Origin of the sequence: Chryseobacterium sp. KMC2 (assembly GCF_016756935.1) — a bacterium.
Lineage (GTDB): Bacteria > Bacteroidota > Bacteroidia > Flavobacteriales > Weeksellaceae > Chryseobacterium > Chryseobacterium rhizosphaerae.
This window is the reverse complement of sequence record NZ_JAESIT010000034.1, coordinates 1-20,515: the sequence shown is the minus strand read 5'-3', so window position 1 is coordinate 20,515 and position 20,515 is coordinate 1. Positions and strand designations below refer to the sequence as shown.

Here is a 20,515-nt window from a genome sequence, read left to right as displayed (position 1 = left end):
TGTCTGATATCTGATATCTTACTCTTCCAATCTTACGTCTAATCCAAGACCTTGTAACTCGTGAAGTAATACGTTAAATGATTCCGGGATACCTGGTTCAGGCATAGATTCACCTTTTGCAATTGCTTCATAAGTTTTTGCTCTACCAATCACGTCATCCGACTTCACAGTTAAGATTTCTCTTAGAATATTTGATGCTCCGAATGCTTCAAGAGCCCAAACCTCCATCTCTCCAAATCTCTGTCCACCGAACTGAGCTTTACCTCCTAACGGCTGCTGAGTAATCAATGAGTAAGGACCAATAGAACGTGCGTGCATCTTATCATCAACCATGTGTCCTAGTTTCAGCATGTAGATAATACCTACAGTAGCCGGCTGAGTAAATCTTTCTCCGGTACCACCATCATAAAGGTGAGTGTTACCAAATTTAGGAAGACCTGCCTTTTCTGTATATTCAGTAATCTGGTCAAGAGTTGCTCCATCAAAGATTGGTGTAGCGAACTTCATTCCTAATTTCTGACCTGCCCATCCAAGAACTGTTTCATAGATCTGACCGATGTTCATACGAGAAGGTACCCCTAGTGGATTCAATACGATATCTACTGGTGTTCCGTCTTCAAGGAATGGCATATCTTCTTCACGAACGATTCTTGAAACGATACCTTTGTTACCGTGACGTCCTGCCATTTTATCCCCTACATTCAGTTTACGTTTCTTAGCGATGTAAACTTTAGCCAACTTCATGATCCCTGCTGGAAGCTCATCTCCGATTGAAATAGCAAATTTCTCACGGTTTTTAACTCCCTGAATGTCGTTAAATTTGATTTTGTAATTGTGAATCAATTGTTTGATCAATTCATTTTTATCAGCGTCTACTGTCCAGTCTGAACCGCTAACGTTTACATAATCTTCAACTGAAGTCAATAATTTGTGAGTGAATTTCACACCTTTACCGATGATTTCTTCGTCAAGGTCATTTTGTACCCCTTGAGAAGTTTTACCGCTTACCAGTGTATTTAATTTTTCAATTAAAGTGTTTCTCAACTCATCAAACTTAGCCTTGTAAGTGTTTTCAATCTCTTCAAGTTTAAGTTTTTCTTCAGTTCTTTTCTTTTTGTCTTTAATATTTCTTGAGAACAATTTCTTGTTGATCACCACCCCTCTTAATGAAGAGTCAGCTTTTAATGATGCATCTTTTACATCACCAGCTTTATCACCAAAGATTGCTCTAAGAAGTTTTTCTTCAGGAGTCGGGTCAGATTCACCTTTTGGAGTAATTTTACCAATCATGATATCTCCAGGCTTTACTTCAGCACCGATTCTGATCATACCGTTCTCGTCAAGATCTTTAGTAGCTTCTTCAGAAACGTTTGGAATATCTGCTGTAAGCTCTTCCATACCTAATTTGGTATCACGAACTTCAAGAGAATATTCATCTACGTGGATTGAAGTAAACCAGTCTTCACGTACAACTTTTTCGTTGATTACAATTGCATCCTCAAAGTTGTATCCTTTCCAAGGCATGAACGCTACCACTAAGTTTCTACCAAGAGCTAATTCTCCTTTTTCAGTAGCATAACCATCACAAAGTACCTGTCCTTTTTCCACTACATCACCTACTCTTACGTTTGGTCTTAGGGTAATAGTTGTACTCTGGTTAGTTTTTCTAAACTTAGTAAGGTTGTATGTTTTAGTAGCAGACTCAAATTGTACTAAATCTTCGTCTTCACTTCTTTCATATTTAATAGTGATCTTGTCAGCATCCACATACTCTACAGTACCTGTACCTTCTGCATTGATCAAAATTCTTGAATCTTTCGCAACTTGTTGTTCCAGACCTGTACCTACGATTGGAGCTTGTGGCTTCAATAGAGGAACTGCCTGACGCATCATGTTGGATCCCATCAACGCACGGTTCGCATCATCATGCTCCAGGAATGGAATCAATGAAGCTGAAATACCAGAGATCTGGTTTGGTGCAACGTCGATAAGATTTACCTGAGCTGGCTCAACTACAGGGTAGTCACCATCCAGTCTGGCAATAATTCTGTCTGTTAAGAATTCTCCGCTATCGTTCAATTCAACGTTTGCCTGAGCAATTACTTTATCTTCTTCGTCCTCAGCATTAAGATAAATAGGATCTGCATTAAGATTAATCTTACTGTCCTCTACTTTTCTATATGGAGTTTCGATGAAACCTAGTCTGTTGATTTTCGCATAAATACCTAAAGATGAAATCAAACCGATGTTTGGTCCTTCCGGAGTTTCAATCGGGCAAATTCTTCCGTAGTGCGTATGGTGAACGTCACGAACCTCGAAACCTGCTCTTTCTCTTGATAAACCACCAGGCCCTAGTGCAGATAATCTTCTCTTGTGAGTGATCTCTGATAGAGGGTTGGTTTGGTCCATGAACTGAGAAAGCTGGTTGGTACCAAAGAACGAGTTGATTACTGATGTTAATGTCTTAGCATTTACAAGATCAAGTGGAGTAAAGATTTCGTTATCTCTAACGTTCATTCTTTCCTTGATTGTTCTTGCAATTCTTGAAAGACCTACACCGAACTGTCCTGCTAACTGCTCACCAACAGTTTTAATTCTTCTGTTTGATAAGTGGTCAATATCATCAACATCCGTTTTTGAGTTTACTAACTCAATTAAGTGTCTTACAATCGCAATGATATCTTCTTTTGTAAGAACTTCAGTTGTAGTTGGGATGTTTAGACTTAATTTTTTATTCAATCTGTAACGTCCTACTTCACCAAGAGAGTATCTCTGCTCAGAGAAGAATAATTTTTCAATAATTCCTCTTGCTGTTTCCTCATCTGGTGGATCTGCATTTCTTAACTGACGATAGATGTACTCTACTGCTTCTTTCTCAGAGTTAGTAGGGTCTTTCTGTAATGTATTCTGGATGATAGAGAATTCATTGCTGTTTTCTTTGTGGATCAAAATAGATTTCACACCAGCATCCAGGATAAGATCTAAATGTTCTTTTTCAAGAATCGTTTCTCTATCCAAGATGATTTCGTTTCTTTCAATAGAAACTACCTCACCTGTATCTTCATCTACGAAATCCTCGAACCAAGTGTTCAATACTCTCGCAGCCAATGTTCTCCCTTCCACTTTTTTAAGGGCAGCTTTAGAAACTTTCACTTCTTCAGCAAGGTCGAAGATCTGAAGGATATCCTTATCAGATTCGTAACCGATAGCTCTTAATAAAGTTGTTAATGGTAACTTTTTCTTACGGTCGATATACGCGTACATTACGCTGTTGATATCTGTTGTAAATTCCATCCAAGATCCTTTGAAAGGAATAATTCTTGAATAGTATAGTTTGGTTCCATTCGCGTGGTAAGTCTGTCCGAAGAATACACCAGGTGAACGGTGAAGCTGCGTAACAATAACTCTCTCAGCACCATTGATGATGAAAGATCCACTAGGCGTCATATAAGGAACCGGACCTAAATATACATCCTGAACCACCGTTTGGAAATCTTCGTGTTCCGGGTCAGTACAATATAGTTTAAGTCTTGCTTTTAGAGGCACTGAATACGTCAGACCTCTTTCCACACACTCATCAATTGAATAACGTGGAGAATCTACCAGATAGTCAAGGAATTCCAATACGAATTGATTTCTAGAATCGGTAATTGGAAAATTCTCTTGGAAGGTCTTGTAAAGAGCTTCTGTCTTTCTGGCTTCAGGAAGTGTATCAAGCTGGAAAAATTCTCTGAAAGACTCGATTTGGATGTCCAAGAAGTCTGGAGTGATGATTTTTCCTTTCGCTGATGAGAAATTAATTCTCGGATTTCCTTGAGTTGTTGATTTTGTTTTACTCATAAAACTTTTAAGAAAGGGTTAAAAAATATTTTGATTTATTAAAAAATATCAGGAATAGAAGGGAGAAACAGAGAAAAGATCAAAGACTTCAAATGTTTGGCGCTATTAGAAATAGTCTTTATTCTTTTTTCTTTATTCTTACAGTCTTATTCCTAACTGCAACGCTGGTATATCTTTTCACAGCGTAATGCAAAATATTTTTATTACTTTTGAGGCAGTATTACCGCAGTATCTACAAATACGAAATCCCTTTCATGATTTACATTGAAAGAGTTGATTTTTAGTATTTTATAAATTTACAAACAATTTTTAGCGCCAAAAGAGGGGCAAAGATACAAAAAGTTATCCACAATTACAAATAATATGCCTCATTTTGAGGACCTTAAAATAAAAAAGCTGCCCATTTCTGAGCAGCCTCCATAAACACTAAGATTTCTTATAATTATTTCACAATAACCTTATAAGATTTTACCGTTGATTTAGTTTCTATCTTAATAATATAAATTCCCGTAGGTAATGAAGAGGTATCAATACCTGTACGAAGATTCAATTTATCTGACTTAACTACCTGCCCTTGTGCAGAGTATAAAGTATAAACGCCGTCTTCTGCAGTTGTGATCGTAAGATTTTCTCCAGCTTTTACCGGGTTAGGGTATATTTTAACATCATTGGCAACTTCTGTTACATCTGAAGCCCCGGTAATTTTTGCAGTCTTCATCGATGCATTTTTCAATAGTGAAGCATATGGCGAAAGTGGAGAATCTGGAGCTCCTCTCTTCACAAGGTCTGTATCTACAACAGCCTGGATACCATCTCTGTCTTTGTCATCAATTGTAGAAATGAATCCACCACCCATAGTATCAAGATTTCCTTTTCCAATCTTATACAGGTCAAGATCCGAACCATTGGAAGTCAGGTCCAGGAAGTCAGGTAAACCATCTCCATCCGTATTCTGAATAGGATATTTTAAAGTTCCTGAATCAGGATACGTTTCCAATACATCTGCCAGACCATTGTTTCCTACTGCAACACCACTATCAATAACCCCATTATGATCTGCATCAATCTGATTGATTACTGATGTTGGAATACCTGATTCAAATAAATCCAACACGCCGTCATTGTCAGAATCCAAATCACGATAATTCGGAACACTGTCTCCCAATATAGAAGTAATTAAAATATCACCTTCCATATCATCGTCTTCAAACTTACCGTTGGCATCAAAATCTTCCATTGAGTCAGGAATACCATCATTGTCAGAATCAAAATCACATGCATCAACAATACCGTCACCATCTGTATCCAATGTTGGAGACTTATCATTAACCACTGTACATCCTTCTGCACAATCAGGAATACCATTACCATTATTATCTATACTGTCATCTCCTCCCGGACATCTGTCAAAGCAGTTTGGAACTCCGTCATTATCATCATCTTTACTCGCAAAAGCATTATAGATATAATAGCTCTGAGGAATACGGACAGCCGTTCCGCTATTAAAGGTAATCTTCATACGGTTGAAAGGTTTTGTAGCCTTACCTCCTACATAGAACTTATTGGAGTTTGTCGTGAAGAAGTTTCCACTGATAAGACTTCCTGAACTTGTAAAAGTATTGGTTACTGTATTTCCGTTATACAGGGTTACTGTAATATTTTCAAGTACACTTACCCCCAAAAGATTTCCTGCTTTTTCTACCGTAAATCCGGCCATTGTATTAGCAGGAAGCATTGCATTACTGCTTACCGTTGCAAATGCTGAGAAAATACTTAAAATAGATGCTGCAGGCACTGTTGCTGTTGCATAATTATTAGGATTGGTATCTACAATTGCTTCCGGGCTTGTCATTTTTGCCAGAATAAGACCTAAAAACCCAGGTCCGGATGTCCAGCTTCCTCCTGTTACCAGATTTCCAGGTATTGCAGAGCCACTAGTCTGAATTTTATCATCACATTCACAAGAAATCGGTTCTTCGAATGCGTAATATACCTTAAGAGCTCCCAGGTTAAACCCGACAGTCTGAGTAATTTTCAGTCGAACCTCGTTGAAAGGCTTGGTGGTCGTAAGTGTTACTTTTTGCTTCCCGGAACCATACCCGAGCACTTTGATATTGATCAATCCTCCTCCATCTGATAATTGTCTTGAATCCTGAAGCTGGCCAAACAAATAGGTTTCTACAGTAATATTTTTCAAAAACTCAGCACTCAACAGCTTACCCTGATCATCAGGCTCTATTACAAATCCGGTTCTGTTTCCCGCAGGGTATACCTGGTTTTTATCCAAAATCCCTACTGAATAAGACCCTAACAATCCTATTGGAAGGACTATTTTTCCAAAAGAGTTTTTATTTCCATCCCCAATATTTTCTTTATTCTGAACGTAAGAAAGCGGAGCAAGGAAACTGCTGCTCCCGGATATGTTTCCGTCAACACCACTTCCCGCAATAATATCATCACAAATACCATTGTTATCTGTCGGTACCTTAGCCGGATCAAATGCAAATGCATAATACACATTCATTGCACTGAATACGGAAAGAACATTGGTCTGATACAATCTTACTTCATCAAATTCTTTTGAAGTTTTAAAGTGTAAGAATATTCTGTTCTTGCTCCCCCCGAATGCAGGCACCGATAAAAGCGTACTGTTTGTAGTAGTTTCCTGAACAACACCATTTTTATAGGTACTGATTCTTAACGAGCTTAAAAGATCAATTGTAATAAAGCTTGTTCCAAGATCTACATTAAAACCAGTAATATATCCTGCCGGATATGATGTATTCTTGTTTTTAACAGATATACCGTTTCCACTCAGTAAAGAAGCGAAATTTCCCATACTTACACTGTTATCCAAACTGGCATCCACCACTGGATTCATGCTTCCATTATAACATGCCAAGCAAATCCCTGAGTTGTTTACAGGTTTTGCCTCAACTCCCATCCCTCGGATAGGCTCATAGCCTTGCTGTGCCAATGCTGCTACAGACAGCACCAGCGTCATAAGCATTGCAGCTAATTTCTCTAATAATTTTTTGGTCATTTTTTAATTTTTTAAAGATTTTGTGTTTATTTTAAATTAATAGAAAGCTTTCCATGCGGTTCCATTGCAGCCTTCGTGTACTTTTGCTGTGGCATTATAGCGGATAGCTCCTTCTTCAGCCGCGGTACAGGATGAAGCAGCACCGGTAATTCCTTTTAACTGGATAGCCGCACCGGAAGCTGTATCAGCAGTAGGAATCATGTTAATCCCAACGATGGCATTGGTGGCATTTCCGATATTAAAAAAGACATGTGCTTTATTAGCATATACAGATTGTCCTGCCAATGCCTTTCCTGTAAATCCTATAGCCATCGATTGCCCTCCTGAAGCATTATTTGCTGATCCTATGGTAACAGTGTTGGTCGCTGCCGTATTTCCGCCTCCTATAATAATCCCTCCATCATTGGTATTATTATTTCCAAGTGTTAATCCTGTAATTCCTGTTACTGTATTTCCGTTTCCAAAGACTAAATTATTGGCTCCGGATGCAGTATTGGTGTTTCCTATTATTTTGGCACCATTATTAGCAGTGTTCGCTAATCCGATAGCTACCGCAGGAAAATTCCCTTGTGCAGAAACGGTATTATCTTTACCTAAAGCGATATTGGAAGATGTACTGTTTGTCAGCGTATTATTGGATCCCCATGTAAAAGAGGCAAATGGCCCTGTGGTAGTATTGGAGTTTCCACCACGTAATGTTCCATTCAGGTCCAGAATTCCTTTGACATTTTTTTGAGTTGCCAATACCAAATTTTGTCCATCACTTGTTCCTAAATAGTTTCCTGTAGAAATATCTGTTCCCAAACCAGCCGTAGTAGGCGTCGTTCCTGCATTTCCAACGGTACGCCAGTCTGCACCTAAGTTCCCCCATTTTGTTCCATCAAAATAATAATAACCAGGTGATACAACGGCCGCGGTCTGTCCGGCAGGTGCAGCTTCAGCAACTGTGACATATACAATAGCCCCGGTTTGGGCTGCCGTATAATTTTTGGCACTTAACTGCGCTCCTGTAAGCCTTGGAGCAATGACACCATCTAGTTTATTGGTATTGGATGGAAAACCCACCACATCAAGTGTAGCTTGAGGCCCACCTGTATTAATCCCTACTTGGGCAGATAAATAGAATCCTGCCGATAAGAGTGCTAGTGTAAATAATTTGCTTTTCATTCTTTGTTGATCTTTGTTGTTTTTTTGTGTTCGTTTTTATATAAAGGCATTTCTTCAGCTCTCTCATTTAAAATTGTAAATGAAACAGCTTTATAATTCCCATGGGGATCGTAAAAATTTTTATGAAATATTATCGTAGAGAAGGAATAGTCAGTTTATCGGGGATCTTAATAATAAACTTAAAACCGTCGACCAGCTTAAAAGAGTTGATGTAAAACCTTTTAATCTTTTCAAATACAGTCACCGTACTTCCATAATGTTCTACACCCTGTATCCTTGTCTTCCAGACGGAAACAATCTCAAACCCTTTTATGGCACAAGATATAAAATCGTTATCCTTAGGAAGGTGAAGATAATTTCGTAAAGTATGATGATAGCCCTTACAATTCTCAGCTTGCAGGATATTAGTAACCCTTATCGGTTCCTGTAAAATTTTATTGATTATATGCGAGTGTAAATCAGTATTATTTACACCTGTACAATGCAGCAATTCAGATTTGTCTACCGCGGTAGATATAGTAAACCCTGCGTTCAGTTTTCCGATAGTCGATAATAACAAGAGAAATGCTATATGACTATACGAAAGAAAATAATTTCGATCCAATAGTGTTGTGTTTTTTTCTGATGCAAATATAGTATTTTTTCAATAAAAACAATGTTTTAATGATAAAATTATACAAAAAATAACAATAATCAAAGATTAATATTAATACATTATGTTAATTAATATTAAATTAATAATAATAAATTAATATTATGGAATTTAAGTCAACAAAATCTCCATACGTTTGTGAACAAAATGATAAACTGATGATTATCAGACAACAAAAAAAGCCCGGGCAAATGCCCGGGCTTCTATATTTAGAATATAATTGAAATTATTTCAATTCTACTTCAGCACCAGCTTCTTCTAATTGCTTCTTAAGAGCTTCAGCTTCGTCTTTAGAAACTCCTTGCTTAATTGCAGCTGGAGCACCGTCTACGATATCTTTAGCTTCTTTAAGACCAGCACCAGTTAAATCTTTTACTAATTTAACGATAGCTAATTTAGAAGCACCTGCAGACTTAAGAATTACGTCGAATTCAGTTTTTTCTTCAGCAGCTTCTCCACCACCTGCAGCAACTACTACAGCAGCAGCAGCTGGCTCAATTCCGTACTCATCCTTAAGGATAGTAGCTAATTCATTTACGTCTTTTACTGTTAAGTTTACTAGCGTTTCAGCTAAATTTTTTAAATCTGACATTGTTGTAATGTTTTTGTTGATTATTTATTTAATTTTTTGAGTATAATTATTCAGCACTTGTTTCTTCAGTGCTTTCTGCAGCAGCTTCTGGAGCTTCAGCAGGAGTTTCTTCTACAGCCGGAGCAGCTTCTTCAGCTTTAGCTTCTACTGTTTCAGATTTGTTTTGAAGAGCAGAAACAACTCTTTGAATTGGAGATTGAAGTAATCCAATGATTTCTCCGATCATTTCTTCTCTAGACTTGATGTTAGCAAGTGAAGTTAAGTTTTCGTCTCCAACATAGAAAGTTTCCTGAAGGTAAGCAGACTTTAAAGCAGGCTTATCTTCTTTTTTTCTGAACCCTTGGATTAATTTTGCAGGAGCATTCGCAGTATCAGCAATCATGATTGCAGAGTTACCTTTGAATGTTGGGAACATTTCAGAGAAATCTACCCCATCAATTTGCTCCATTGCTTTTTGTAAAAGTGTATTTTTTACTACTTTTACTTTGATATTTTGTTTGAAAGCCTGTCTTCTGAAGTCTGAAGACTTAGCAGCGTTCAATCCTTCTAGATCTGCTACGTATACTACTTTTGCATCCTGAAGCAAGTCTTTGATCTCTTGTATTGCTACAACTTTTTGGTCTTTTGTCATCGTCTTAAGGATTTAATATTAGTTAACAGATTTTGTATCAATTGCAATACCTGGGCTCATTGTAGAAGACAAGTAGATGCTTTTCACATAAGTTCCTTTAGCAGCCGTAGGCTTCATTTTAACTAATGTTTGGATTAATTCCTGAGCATTTTCTTTGATCTTAGCAGCATCGAAAGATACTTTACCAATACCAGCATGGATAATACCATACTTATCTACTTTGAAATCAATTTTACCAGCTTTCACTTCAGTTACTGCTTTACCAATTTCCATAGTTACAGTTCCTGATTTAGGGTTAGGCATTAAACCTCTTGGACCTAATACTCTACCTAATGGACCTAATTTACCCATAACAGCTGGCATAGTAACGATAACGTCAACATCAGTCCAACCATCTTTTATTTTTTGTAAATATTCGTCAAGACCTACATAATCAGCTCCAGCTTCTTTAGCTTCAGCTTCTTTATCTGGTGTTACAAGAGCTAATACTTTAACATCTTTACCAGTTCCGTGAGGAAGAGATACTACACCTCTTACCATTTGGTTTGCTTTTCTTGGATCTACACCCAATCTTACAGCGATATCTACAGAAGCATCAAACTTTGTAGTGTTTACTTCCTTTACAAGAGCCGAACCTTCTTCAAGGTTATAGATTCTACCTTTCTCTACTTTGCTTAAAGCCTCTTTTTGCTTTTTTGTTAATTTTGCCATTTCAATAAGTTTTAAGCGTTAGCTGGTTTAGTTCCTGTTACTTTTAATCCCATAGATCTAGCAGTACCAGCTACCATAGAAAGTGCAGAGTCCATTGTAAAGCAGTTAAGATCTGCCATTTTATCTTCAGCGATTTTCTTTACCTGATCCCAAGATACAGAACCTACTTTGTTTCTGTTTGGTTCACCGGAACCTCCTTTGATCTTAGCTGCATCCATTAACTGGATCGCTGCAGGTGGAGTTTTAATTACGAATTCAAAAGATTTGTCTTCGTATACTGTAATTACTACAGGTAAAACTTGCCCTGGCTTGTCTTGGGTTCTTCCGTTAAATTGCTTACAAAACTCCATGATGTTCACACCTGCAGAACCCAATGCTGGACCTACTGGTGGAGAAGGGTTAGCTGCGCCACCTTTCACCTGAAGCTTTACCATTTTAAAGACTTTCTTAGCCATTTTAATTTTTTTTAGTTTGAATAATTAATGAGTTTGGAAGCATTTATTATTCAGTAGGTTATGCACTCACATAACAATAAACCTACTTTTCGGATTGCAAAAGTATAAAATATTTTTGAAACTACAAACGGATATTGCCTATTTTTAAAAAGTTTTCAGAAATTAATTGATATATAGAAGTTCAGATTATCAGTTCATTCCACTTTTTTAAGGCTATCTTCAGGATATAATTTGTATTGGGGAAACCAAAAACAAATTCATTCATTTCAAAATAAAAATGGGACACGCATTTTTTCTTATCTGTTATGCTAAGAAATTTTATTTTCTGATCAATTTTATACCTGTTTCTTTATTTTATCTTTATCATTTACATTGCTCTTCAAAATCTCACCTCTATTCCATCTTGTCTTACATCCCAACCACAGGAGGTTCTTTAAGTCTGTTTCAGATGGTATAATGGTATTAATAAAAAAGACCACTATAAGCAGTCTTTTTTGTGTATAATATTATCAATTAGAAACCGGATGGTTTGCTGATTGTTTGTGTAGAACCGTCTGTTCCTCCAAGATTGGCATTCACATCAGTGATATTCTGTTTTGTGATCAATCTTCTATAAGCCATCAGATAAAGGTCTACCGTAAAATTATTGTAGGTTCTTGACGGAGTGGAAGTATTGGTTGCAATAATTCTGCTATCTGAAAACCTCGCTTTTATATGCCATGTCCCATTACTTTTGAATGCTGTCACATCCGGTGAGCCCTGCTTATTATCATTGATCCCATTATCACCATAATCCAGCATTACGTTGGTAGTTCCATCATTAAGTTTAAATGAATAGTTATGAAGGATAACCAGAAAATTATTAGCATCTATTTTTGTGTCATAATCTGCAATTCCGGTACCGGATACTCCTGTAAGGGTAAGTTTAAGATAATTGAATAATCCGCTGCTTTCCAGATTCGGATCATACAGCTGAAGAGCATTTTCAGAAGTCGCCAAAAAACTACCTCCTGTCATTGTAGGTTCTCCCGGATTTCTAAGGTATAAAGAGTTGGTATATGTTTTCCCGTTGACATCAAGGGTTTCCGTGGGCTTATCTGTTTTGATACCTACTTTACCAGTCTGTGCATTTAAAAATATTCCCAGACCCATTATAATCGTAATATAAATTTTTCTTATCATATCTTTTATTGAAGCCCTAAAGGCGTATTAGTTGAAACTCCCGAATAAGCTGGTGATGATGAAGCTGAAACTGAACCGTTAAAAGTTCCCCAGTCTTTAACCAATGATTTCTCAAAAACATTAAGAGTAAGAGACCATGTTCCGTTAACCGAAGAAACAGTACTGGCACCTTTAAAACTTAAATTTATTGCGTGAAATTTCTTTCCGGCTTTTACAATCTGGCTTACTTCTGTAGAATAAGAGCCATAAGATTTCGGATTAGTAGAAGTATTGGCTGCCGATACGGCACCCGTAAAAACAGCTCCTGTAATGGCAACAACATATTTATCGGCATCTAAACCTGTATTCAGGTTAACGACTTCATCCTGTTTCACATTTTTCAGAACAACATTATACATATTAACAGGTGCTACATTACGCAGCGTAATATCCAGCAGTTTTACTTTACCTACAGGTGAAGTATCTTTTGAACGGGTAAGAAGAAGATAATTTCCTCTTGCCGTTGCATTTTCAGTATCTACCAAATAAGATTCAACTAATGTTTCACCTTCTACATCTAAAGTTCCTTTAGGATTAGCAGTATTGATACCAACCTGAGCATTCATACTCAAAGCGGCAAAAGATACAAAGATTATTGTGGTAATTTTTTTCATTATCTATGTTTTTATTGAATTAATGGTGCTGCTGCTGCACCGGTAGTAGAAGCTTTAAGATCTTGGGTAGTATTGAATTCCTTAGCATATGATCTGTCATACACCAATAAATTGAGAGTCCATTCTCCTGTAGGCAATGATGAATCAGGAGAAAATCCCTGATAATCTGCTTTCAGTTTCCAGGTTCCTCCCGAAGAATATGCAAAAATCTGAGGTACCGGAGTCAGCCAATCTGCAGAATACGTTCTGGTAGGCTGGGTAAATCCAAAAGAAGAAATGACAACAAGGAATTTCTTCGAATTGATTTTGGTATCAAATTGATTAACCCAGTCTTTATCTGAAGGGTCACATGTGATTTTAAACTGGATAATATTAATAGGTGCCGGGGAATTGGGAACAAAAGAGTCATTATAGGCTGTAATTTTGTTTTCCGGAGCTGGAGATTTGATGACAAAAGTATAGTTTTCGTCTGCACCCAGCTTTTCCATTGGTTTTTTGAAGACCATCCCTGATGTTTTCATGGTCCCGTTAACGGTAAGTTCCTTTTCCGGTGTTGCAGTATTGATACCAACCTGCGCGTTTGCAAACGCAACAGCACCCGTTAAAAGGAGCATCGAAGTTAATTTAATCATTGAATTATGTGTGTTTATTGTAGAAGTCGCCTCTTCATGTTGAAATTCCCAATTTTTGATTTCTGATATAGACACAAAAGTTTAATACTTCTGCTGCACAGTGTATCAATTAAGAAAAATATAAAGTTTTATGGATTAGTTGGTTGATTGGTTACAATAAGCATGCCATATAAAGGAAAATAATGAATATGAAAATCATTGATAACATCAATCAAAGCAACCTTTATCACATGAAGGTGATCATTTCAATAATGGCAAAGCTCCCTATAGAAGCATTGACAAAAGAATGCTAATACATGGATATATCAAAACAGAAGTACGAAACTTAAGTACACATAAGTAATCAGAAAATCCAGGAAGCAATACAGAATAGAAATTTATCTTGATACGGGAGTAAACAAAAAAAAGACCGCTTTACAGCAGTCTTTTTTATATTATATAAGTAATTATTATACTTTTTCTACTTGCATATAGCTAAGCTCCATTGGAGTTTTTCTACCGAAGATCAGTACAGAAACTTCAATTTTCTTTTTATCTTCAAGAATTTTTTCAACAGTACCGTTGAATCCGTTGAAAGGACCATCGATTACTTTTACATTCTCTCCTACGATATATGGAATTTCCACATCGCTGGCAAATTCTGATAGCTCATCCATTCTTCCAAGCATTCTGTTTACTTCAGACTTTCTCATTGGAACTGGATCTCCTCCTTTTGTTAAACTCAAGAAAGATATTACTCCGGGAATGTTTTTGATAACATGGGGAATCTCTCCCATTAACTCAGCTTCAATCATTAAGTAACCAGGATAGTAAGGTCTTTCTTTAGGAACTTTTTTACCGTTTCTAATTTGAATAACCTTTTCCATAGGAATAACCACTTGAGTAACGTACTGCTCAAACCCTAAACGTTTGATTTCTGTCTCAATATAGTTTTTCACTTTATTTTCCTGTCCGCTGATTGCTTTCAGCACATACCATTTCAATTCGCTCATTATGGAAAATACTTTTAATTAATTGAACAAGTTGATTAGTATTCCGATGATGTTGCTGATTGCTTTTGAAAACAATTCATCAACTCCAAAGGTAAACAATGCCAGAATAACTGTCGCAATAGTCACTACAATAGTAGAAGACTGAAGGTCAGCCCATTTTGGCCATTCAACTTTATGTCTGAATTCGTTATAAGAACCTTTTAAAAAATCGACAAATGAACTCATAATTTATATTTGCACGGGCACAAGGATTCGAACCCTGATCAACGGTTTTGGAGACCGGTATCCTACCATTGGACGATGCCCGTAGATAAAAAGCTCCGCAAGAGATTCCTTGCGGAAGCTTTATTTATTTTAAGATATTAATCTAAGATTTCAGTAACCTGACCAGATCCAACTGTTCTACCTCCTTCTCTGATCGCAAATCTAAGACCTACGTTAAGAGCGATTGGCTGTAACAATTCTACAGTGATCTCTAAGTTATCTCCTGGCATTACCATTTCTACACCTTCTGGTAAGAAGATTTCACCTGTAACGTCAGTAGTTCTTACGTAGAACTGAGGACGGTACTTGTTGTGGAATGGAGTGTGACGTCCACCTTCTTCTTTAGAAAGGATATAAACAGAAGCCTTGAATTTTTTGTGTGGCTTAACTGAATCTTTCTTAGCGATAACCATACCTCTCTTGATGTCAGTTTTTTCAATACCTCTCAACAATAGACCTACGTTATCTCCAGCTTCACCTCTATCTAGGATCTTTCTGAACATCTCAACCCCTGTAATAGTAGAAGTTAATTTCTCATCACCCATACCAACGATATCAACTGGATCTCCAGTGTTGATAACACCAGCCTCGATTCTACCAGTTGCTACAGTACCTCTACCTGTAATAGAGAATACGTCTTCGATTGGCATCAAGAATGGCTTTTCAGTATCTCTTGGTGGTTGCTCGATCCAAGTATCAACAGCATCCATCAATTCTTCAACGCTCTTGAACCACTTATCTTCTGTGTTAGCAGGAGATGCAGTAGCTGCTGTAAGAGCTCCTAATGCAGAACCTTGAATTACTGGAGAGTTATCTCCGTCGAATTCGTAAGTAGACAATAAGTCTCTAAGTTCCATTTCAACAAGCTCTAATAACTCAGGGTCATCTACCATGTCAACTTTGTTCATGAAAACAACGATTCTTGGTACATTTACCTGACGGCAAAGTAGGATATGTTCTCTAGTCTGAGGCATTGGACCGTCAGTTGCAGCACATACTACGATAGCCCCATCCATTTGAGCAGCACCAGTTACCATGTTCTTAACATAGTCGGCGTGACCTGGACAGTCAACGTGAGCATAGTGTCTTTTTTCAGTTTCGTATTCGATGTGAGCAGTATTGATAGTAATACCTCTTTCTTTTTCTTCTGGAGCAGAGTCAATTGCAGAGAAGTCTTTTTTCTCAGCAAGACCTTTGCTAGCTAATACAGCAGAAATAGCAGCTGTAAGAGTTGTTTTACCATGGTCAACGTGACCAATAGTACCAATGTTCAAGTGTGGTTTGTTACGATTAAACGTTTCCTTTGCCATGATTGTAAAATTATTTATTTATTGTTTTTCAAATTTTCGGTGTGCAAATATAATGAATTTTTAAATACCAAAACCTTTTTATTGAAAAAAGTTTCAATATTCAAATCCAATGAAGTACAAACCTTATATTTCAATGTATTGAGACTGCAAATTTACACAATTTTCTGAATTGAAAAAAACTTTAAGAAACCTTTTCCGAAAAACCCTGAAACCCAATATATAAAAGAATAAAATTTGTTATTTCAATCTTTAGTATTGCGCTATAGTCATCATTTAATCCTTATATATTGATCATTTGATATCCAATTTCCTCAACGACCGTATAAATAAGTATAAAGCCAGCAGAAAAGCTCCTCCCATCATGATCAGCGATGTAGAATTCTGACCAAAAGCAATAAAAGAGAAAAATTCATTACAGATAAAGCCTATGGTATTGATATCAAAAAAGCCAAGAATTAATAAATACAGAACGATCATTACCAGTGCAATCAATCTATAGTTCGGGTTAAATATATGGGTAAGTATTTTTTTTACTTTACATCTGAAATTTACAGGAAGCAAATAAGCAGGAATAAAAAGGGTATACAGGCCTATTGAATACATAAATGAGATATTCAGCATCAGAAGCACATTCAGATGAAAAAAAACGGTTACCAAAAGCATAAACCTGAAAAATTTCGGATAAAGAAAGGCTATTATAAAAACTGTTTCAAAAAAGACGGTAAAATAATCCAGAAATTCCCAAAATATCTTAGAATTTATTCCGTCATAGAAATCTGAAAGAAAATCATTCCAACCTATAATATATCTGTACTGGCTAAAAAAGATCTGTGTATATTGGGTATCCATACTTAGCCATCCTCCTAAAATTTTAGAAAATCCGGCGGTAAACATTCCGAAACTAAAAATAAGGCTTATCATAAATAGAGGCCACGACTTGGCCGGTCCATCAGTTTCTTTTACAGGTTCAGGAAAAAAACTGTAGGTTCTGTTCCATGGAGAAAATGCCATGATTAAAATCGGCAGGGTATAAACGAAATCATGATTTACTTTTCCAAAAGAATAGGCATAATTACTGGTCAGTACATAGATTACCATATAAACTATGGCAAATATCCTTGGCTTGTAGCCTATCATAATCAACAACAATCCGAGATACATAATATATCTGCAGAGCACAAAAAAGGTTTCTGAAGGTATGAAATCTATAAAAGACAGTATGCTGATTGGCGGATGCATTGCACTGTTAGGAATAGAATGAATCCAGCTGTTATCCGACACTCCTATCCATAAGAGAAACATCGAGAAAAATATTCGGTAAAAAGCCAGAAACTCATAGCTTGGGTGGTAACTGGTGAAAGGGAGTTCTTTTAGTTTATTCATCATCGTTAATTTAAAATCGGAAACTTAATACAGTATCCCGGACGGCTGTATCATTCATTTTTCTTGTGGTGATATCGAAATCTTTAGTTTCATTGATCACCTCCATTCCAGTTACTTCTTTATCCGGAAACCTTTCTCTTAATTTTTCTACGATGAATTTTTTGCTTTCGTTTAAATCTACTTTTTTAATATTCCGGTTAAGAATAGATTTTTTCAACAGGTAAAGTTCCTTTTTATAAAGAGGCAAGCTGTTTATCCGGCTATCTAAAACCGGATATTCCTTAGGGAAAAGTAAATTTTGGATCAGGGTGATCTGTATCGTTCTTGGTATTTTATCTCCCAAATAATCATTTTTGGTTAAAATACTATCAGCCCCGTCTTTAAAAAAGACATGGGAAGTTGTTTTCGTAAATTTAATATACTTTCCGTCTTTTATAGGATATGAGGAAAATCCCGGAAAATTAAAGGATGGATAAGTTTCTTCAATATTTATTTTAAAAATCAGCTGCAAAGGCAGCAGGATGATTAAAAATCCAAATAGGAAGAGAACCGATTTCTTGTAGTGTTTCATATTGTGTTTTAACATTTGTAAATTAAGACATACTTATAAGAGCTTTTGTAAGCCTGTGCATGAGAATAGACGGGAACTTTTCTACAAATGTTGTAAAGGTGGGGAACTCATTATTTTTGCAGTGATCATTCGTTTATAATTAATTCGCCAATTTAATTATTTTATTTGAAATCATACAAGAGAAAGCTAAAAAAAGACTTCGCCTCAGGAAAACCCGAGGCGAAATTGTATCAAAACAATATTAAATTGACCGTAATTTTTTGGTTCTGTTGAAAATCCAGAAAATAATGGGGAAAATAAGCAAGGTAAGGACGGTGGCCGTAATAAGCCCCCCAATGATTACAATTGCCAGGGGTTTTTGAGATTCTGAGCCGATTCCCGTAGACAAAGCAGCCGGCATTAATCCGATAGATGCCATAAGTGCTGTCATAATCACCGGTCTTGTTCTGGATTTAACACCGCTTAATATAGCCATATCTATATCCATTCCTTCTTTTACATTCTGATGAAACTCTGTAATAAGAATGACCCCATTCTGAATACAGATTCCCAAAAGGGCAATCATCCCTACTCCTGCAGAAATACCAAAGTTTATTCCGGTTACATGCAAGGCAATAATTCCTCCGATCAGTGCAAAAGGCACATTAGCCAATACAAGAAGTGAATCTTTCATATTTCCAAACAGGATAAATAACAGAAAGAAGATCATCAAAATACTTACGGGTACTACCTGAGCCAATCTGTGTGAGGCACGCTGCTGGTTTTCAAACTGGCCTGTCCATCCTATAGAATATCCATCCGGAAGCTCAATTTTTTCCACTTTTTTCTGAGCATCGGCAATGGTACTCCCCAGATCCCTGTCTCTGATTGAAAACTTCACACCTATATACCTTTTTATATTATCTCTGTAAATAAATGCAGCCCCATTATCTTTTACAATGGTACTGATTTCCTTCAATGGAATTTTTGCCCCATCTTGGGTAGGTACCATCAGGGAGGCAATATCATTTTCATCTTTTCTGTATTCCTGGGAATAACGAAGACGAATCGGAAATTTCCTTTCCCCATCAAACATTTCGGAAGCTGTTTTTCCTCCAAAGGCCATTTCCAGGACTGCCTGCGCATCTGCGGGCATTACTCCGTACGCCGCCATTTTATCCCGGTCTAAAACAACACTTACTTCCGGCTGACCTATATTTTTAATGATTCCCGGATCTTTTACCCCTTTTACATCTTTAATTTTTAATAAAACTTCTTCTCCCAGCTTATCCAGAGTCTCTAAGTTGTCCCCATAGATTTTAATCCCGTTTTCAGCTTTAAAACCGGCTACTGCTTCAGCCACATTATCTGAAATCGGCTGAGAATAGTTGAATGTAATTCCCTGATAGCTCCGAAGCTTTTTATCAATTTCATTAATTAATTCTTCATAAGTGATCTTACGTTTCCATTCTTCTCTGGGTTTAAGGTTTACAGCAAACTGTACAAATCCAAATCCATTGGGATCGGTACCATCATTACTTCTACCTGTCTGAGCCAGCACATCGGTCACTTCGGAAAAGCTCATAATATCTTTCTTTAAAAGGTCTGCTGTTTTAAGGGACTCTTTTAATGATGAGCTCATCGGCATTTCTGCTGTAATCCACAAAGAACCTTCATTCAATTGAGGTAAAAATTCCGTTCCGAGAAACTTACCTGAGAATAGGGTCAGCGCCAGGAAGGAGATGGCCACAATCATACTGGTCTTTTTATGCCTGAAGGTCATATTAAAGCCCTTTAAAACAATTCTGTCCCAGAAATTGACAAAAGGATTATTTTTTTCTTTTACATTTTTATTTAAAAGGATATGAGAAAGAACGGGAACAAGGGTGAGGGTAAATATCAATGCACCTATCAATGCAAATCCTAAAGTAAAAGCCAGAGGCGAAAACATCTTCCCTTCCACTTTCTGGAATGAGAAAATAGGAATCAGAGAAGTGATGATAATTAACTTTGAGAAAAAGATAGCTTTTCCCAACCCGGTTCCGGTTTGCTTGATCCAGCCTCCTTTTGCCAGTTTATTGAATTTTTCTGTTCCATATTTATGGGCTTTATGGTCGAGCATTACAAAGAGTCCTTCTACCATGACGACGGCTCCGTCAATGATAATTCCAAAGTCAACAGCTCCCAATGAAAGTAGATTGGCACTCATGCCTGCTAATTTTAAACATAAAAATGCAAACAGCAGAGATAAGGGAATAATAATGGAAACAATCAGCGTAGTTCTCCAGTCTGCCATAAAGATAAGAACGATCACCGTTACCAGAATAATTCCTTCAATAAGGTTATGCATCACAGTACGTGTCGTAAAATCCATCAGATTATCCCTGTCATAAAAGGTTACCATTTTTACATCTTTTGGAAGAATCTTCTCGTTGAGTTCTTTAATTTTAGCCTTTAC

General features: G+C 36.9%; 17 protein-coding genes and 1 tRNA gene. All 18 read right to left on the bottom strand.

Annotated features, from left to right (window positions below; translation table 11 throughout):
- Positions 1-18: 18 nt before the first annotated feature.
- On the bottom strand, positions 19-3,840 hold the full coding sequence (rpoB, locus tag JML65_RS23165) for a DNA-directed RNA polymerase subunit beta (RefSeq protein WP_047493594.1): 3,822 nt from the start codon (positions 3,838-3,840) through the stop codon (positions 19-21).
- A 442-nt stretch (positions 3,841-4,282) separates the two neighbouring features.
- Positions 4,283-6,883, bottom strand: coding sequence for a T9SS type A sorting domain-containing protein (locus JML65_RS23160; RefSeq protein WP_202272458.1), 2,601 nt, complete (start codon positions 6,881-6,883; stop codon positions 4,283-4,285).
- 36 nt (positions 6,884-6,919) lie between these two features.
- Positions 6,920-8,050, bottom strand: a complete 1,131-nt coding sequence (locus JML65_RS23155; RefSeq protein ID WP_202272456.1) for a hypothetical protein — start codon at positions 8,048-8,050, stop codon at positions 6,920-6,922.
- Between the two features lie 130 nt (positions 8,051-8,180).
- Positions 8,181-8,609 (bottom strand): hypothetical protein, encoded by a 429-nt coding sequence (locus tag JML65_RS23150; protein ID WP_202272454.1) that lies wholly within the window; start codon positions 8,607-8,609, stop codon positions 8,181-8,183.
- Positions 8,610-8,928: 319 nt separating this feature from the next.
- The gene (gene rplL, locus JML65_RS23145) at positions 8,929-9,294 is read right to left on the bottom strand and encodes a 50S ribosomal protein L7/L12 (protein WP_047493581.1); all 366 of its coding nucleotides are present in this window, start codon (positions 9,292-9,294) and stop codon (positions 8,929-8,931) included.
- A 46-nt stretch (positions 9,295-9,340) separates the two neighbouring features.
- Complete coding sequence (gene rplJ / locus JML65_RS23140) at positions 9,341-9,925, bottom strand: 50S ribosomal protein L10 (protein ID WP_047493577.1); 585 nt, start codon at positions 9,923-9,925, stop codon at positions 9,341-9,343.
- An 18-nt stretch (positions 9,926-9,943) separates the two neighbouring features.
- Entirely contained in the window at positions 9,944-10,636 is a 693-nt protein-coding gene (gene rplA / locus JML65_RS23135) for a 50S ribosomal protein L1 (RefSeq protein WP_047493574.1), read from the bottom strand.
- 11 nt (positions 10,637-10,647) lie between these two features.
- On the bottom strand, positions 10,648-11,091 hold the full coding sequence (gene rplK / locus JML65_RS23130) for a 50S ribosomal protein L11 (RefSeq protein ID WP_047493571.1): 444 nt from the start codon (positions 11,089-11,091) through the stop codon (positions 10,648-10,650).
- A 513-nt stretch (positions 11,092-11,604) separates the two neighbouring features.
- Complete coding sequence (locus JML65_RS23125; protein ID WP_202272452.1) at positions 11,605-12,273, bottom strand: hypothetical protein; 669 nt, start codon at positions 12,271-12,273, stop codon at positions 11,605-11,607.
- Between the two features lie 5 nt (positions 12,274-12,278).
- The gene (locus JML65_RS23120; protein ID WP_202272450.1) at positions 12,279-12,926 is read right to left on the bottom strand and encodes a hypothetical protein; all 648 of its coding nucleotides are present in this window, start codon (positions 12,924-12,926) and stop codon (positions 12,279-12,281) included.
- Between the two features lie 11 nt (positions 12,927-12,937).
- Entirely contained in the window at positions 12,938-13,558 is a 621-nt protein-coding gene (locus tag JML65_RS23115; RefSeq protein ID WP_047493562.1) for a hypothetical protein, read from the bottom strand.
- Between the two features lie 449 nt (positions 13,559-14,007).
- Positions 14,008-14,550 carry a transcription termination/antitermination protein NusG gene (gene nusG, locus JML65_RS23110; RefSeq protein WP_039369546.1) on the bottom strand — a complete coding sequence of 181 codons (543 nt, stop codon included), beginning with the start codon at positions 14,548-14,550 and terminating at the stop codon, positions 14,008-14,010.
- An 18-nt stretch (positions 14,551-14,568) separates the two neighbouring features.
- Complete coding sequence (gene secE / locus JML65_RS23105; protein WP_047493559.1) at positions 14,569-14,775, bottom strand: preprotein translocase subunit SecE; 207 nt, start codon at positions 14,773-14,775, stop codon at positions 14,569-14,571.
- A 12-nt stretch (positions 14,776-14,787) separates the two neighbouring features.
- Positions 14,788-14,858: transfer RNA gene (locus tag JML65_RS23100), tRNA-Trp, on the bottom strand.
- A gap of 54 nt (positions 14,859-14,912) precedes the next feature.
- Positions 14,913-16,124, bottom strand: coding sequence for an elongation factor Tu (tuf, locus tag JML65_RS23095; protein ID WP_034687396.1), 1,212 nt, complete (start codon positions 16,122-16,124; stop codon positions 14,913-14,915).
- A 291-nt stretch (positions 16,125-16,415) separates the two neighbouring features.
- Positions 16,416-17,510 carry a hypothetical protein gene (locus JML65_RS23090; RefSeq protein WP_202272448.1) on the bottom strand — a complete coding sequence of 365 codons (1,095 nt, stop codon included), beginning with the start codon at positions 17,508-17,510 and terminating at the stop codon, positions 16,416-16,418.
- 7 nt (positions 17,511-17,517) lie between these two features.
- Positions 17,518-18,078 (bottom strand): hypothetical protein, encoded by a 561-nt coding sequence (locus JML65_RS23085; protein WP_202272446.1) that lies wholly within the window; start codon positions 18,076-18,078, stop codon positions 17,518-17,520.
- 241 nt (positions 18,079-18,319) lie between these two features.
- The coding region (locus JML65_RS23080; protein ID WP_202272444.1) for an efflux RND transporter permease subunit at positions 18,320-20,515 on the bottom strand (2,196 nt) is incomplete at its 5' end.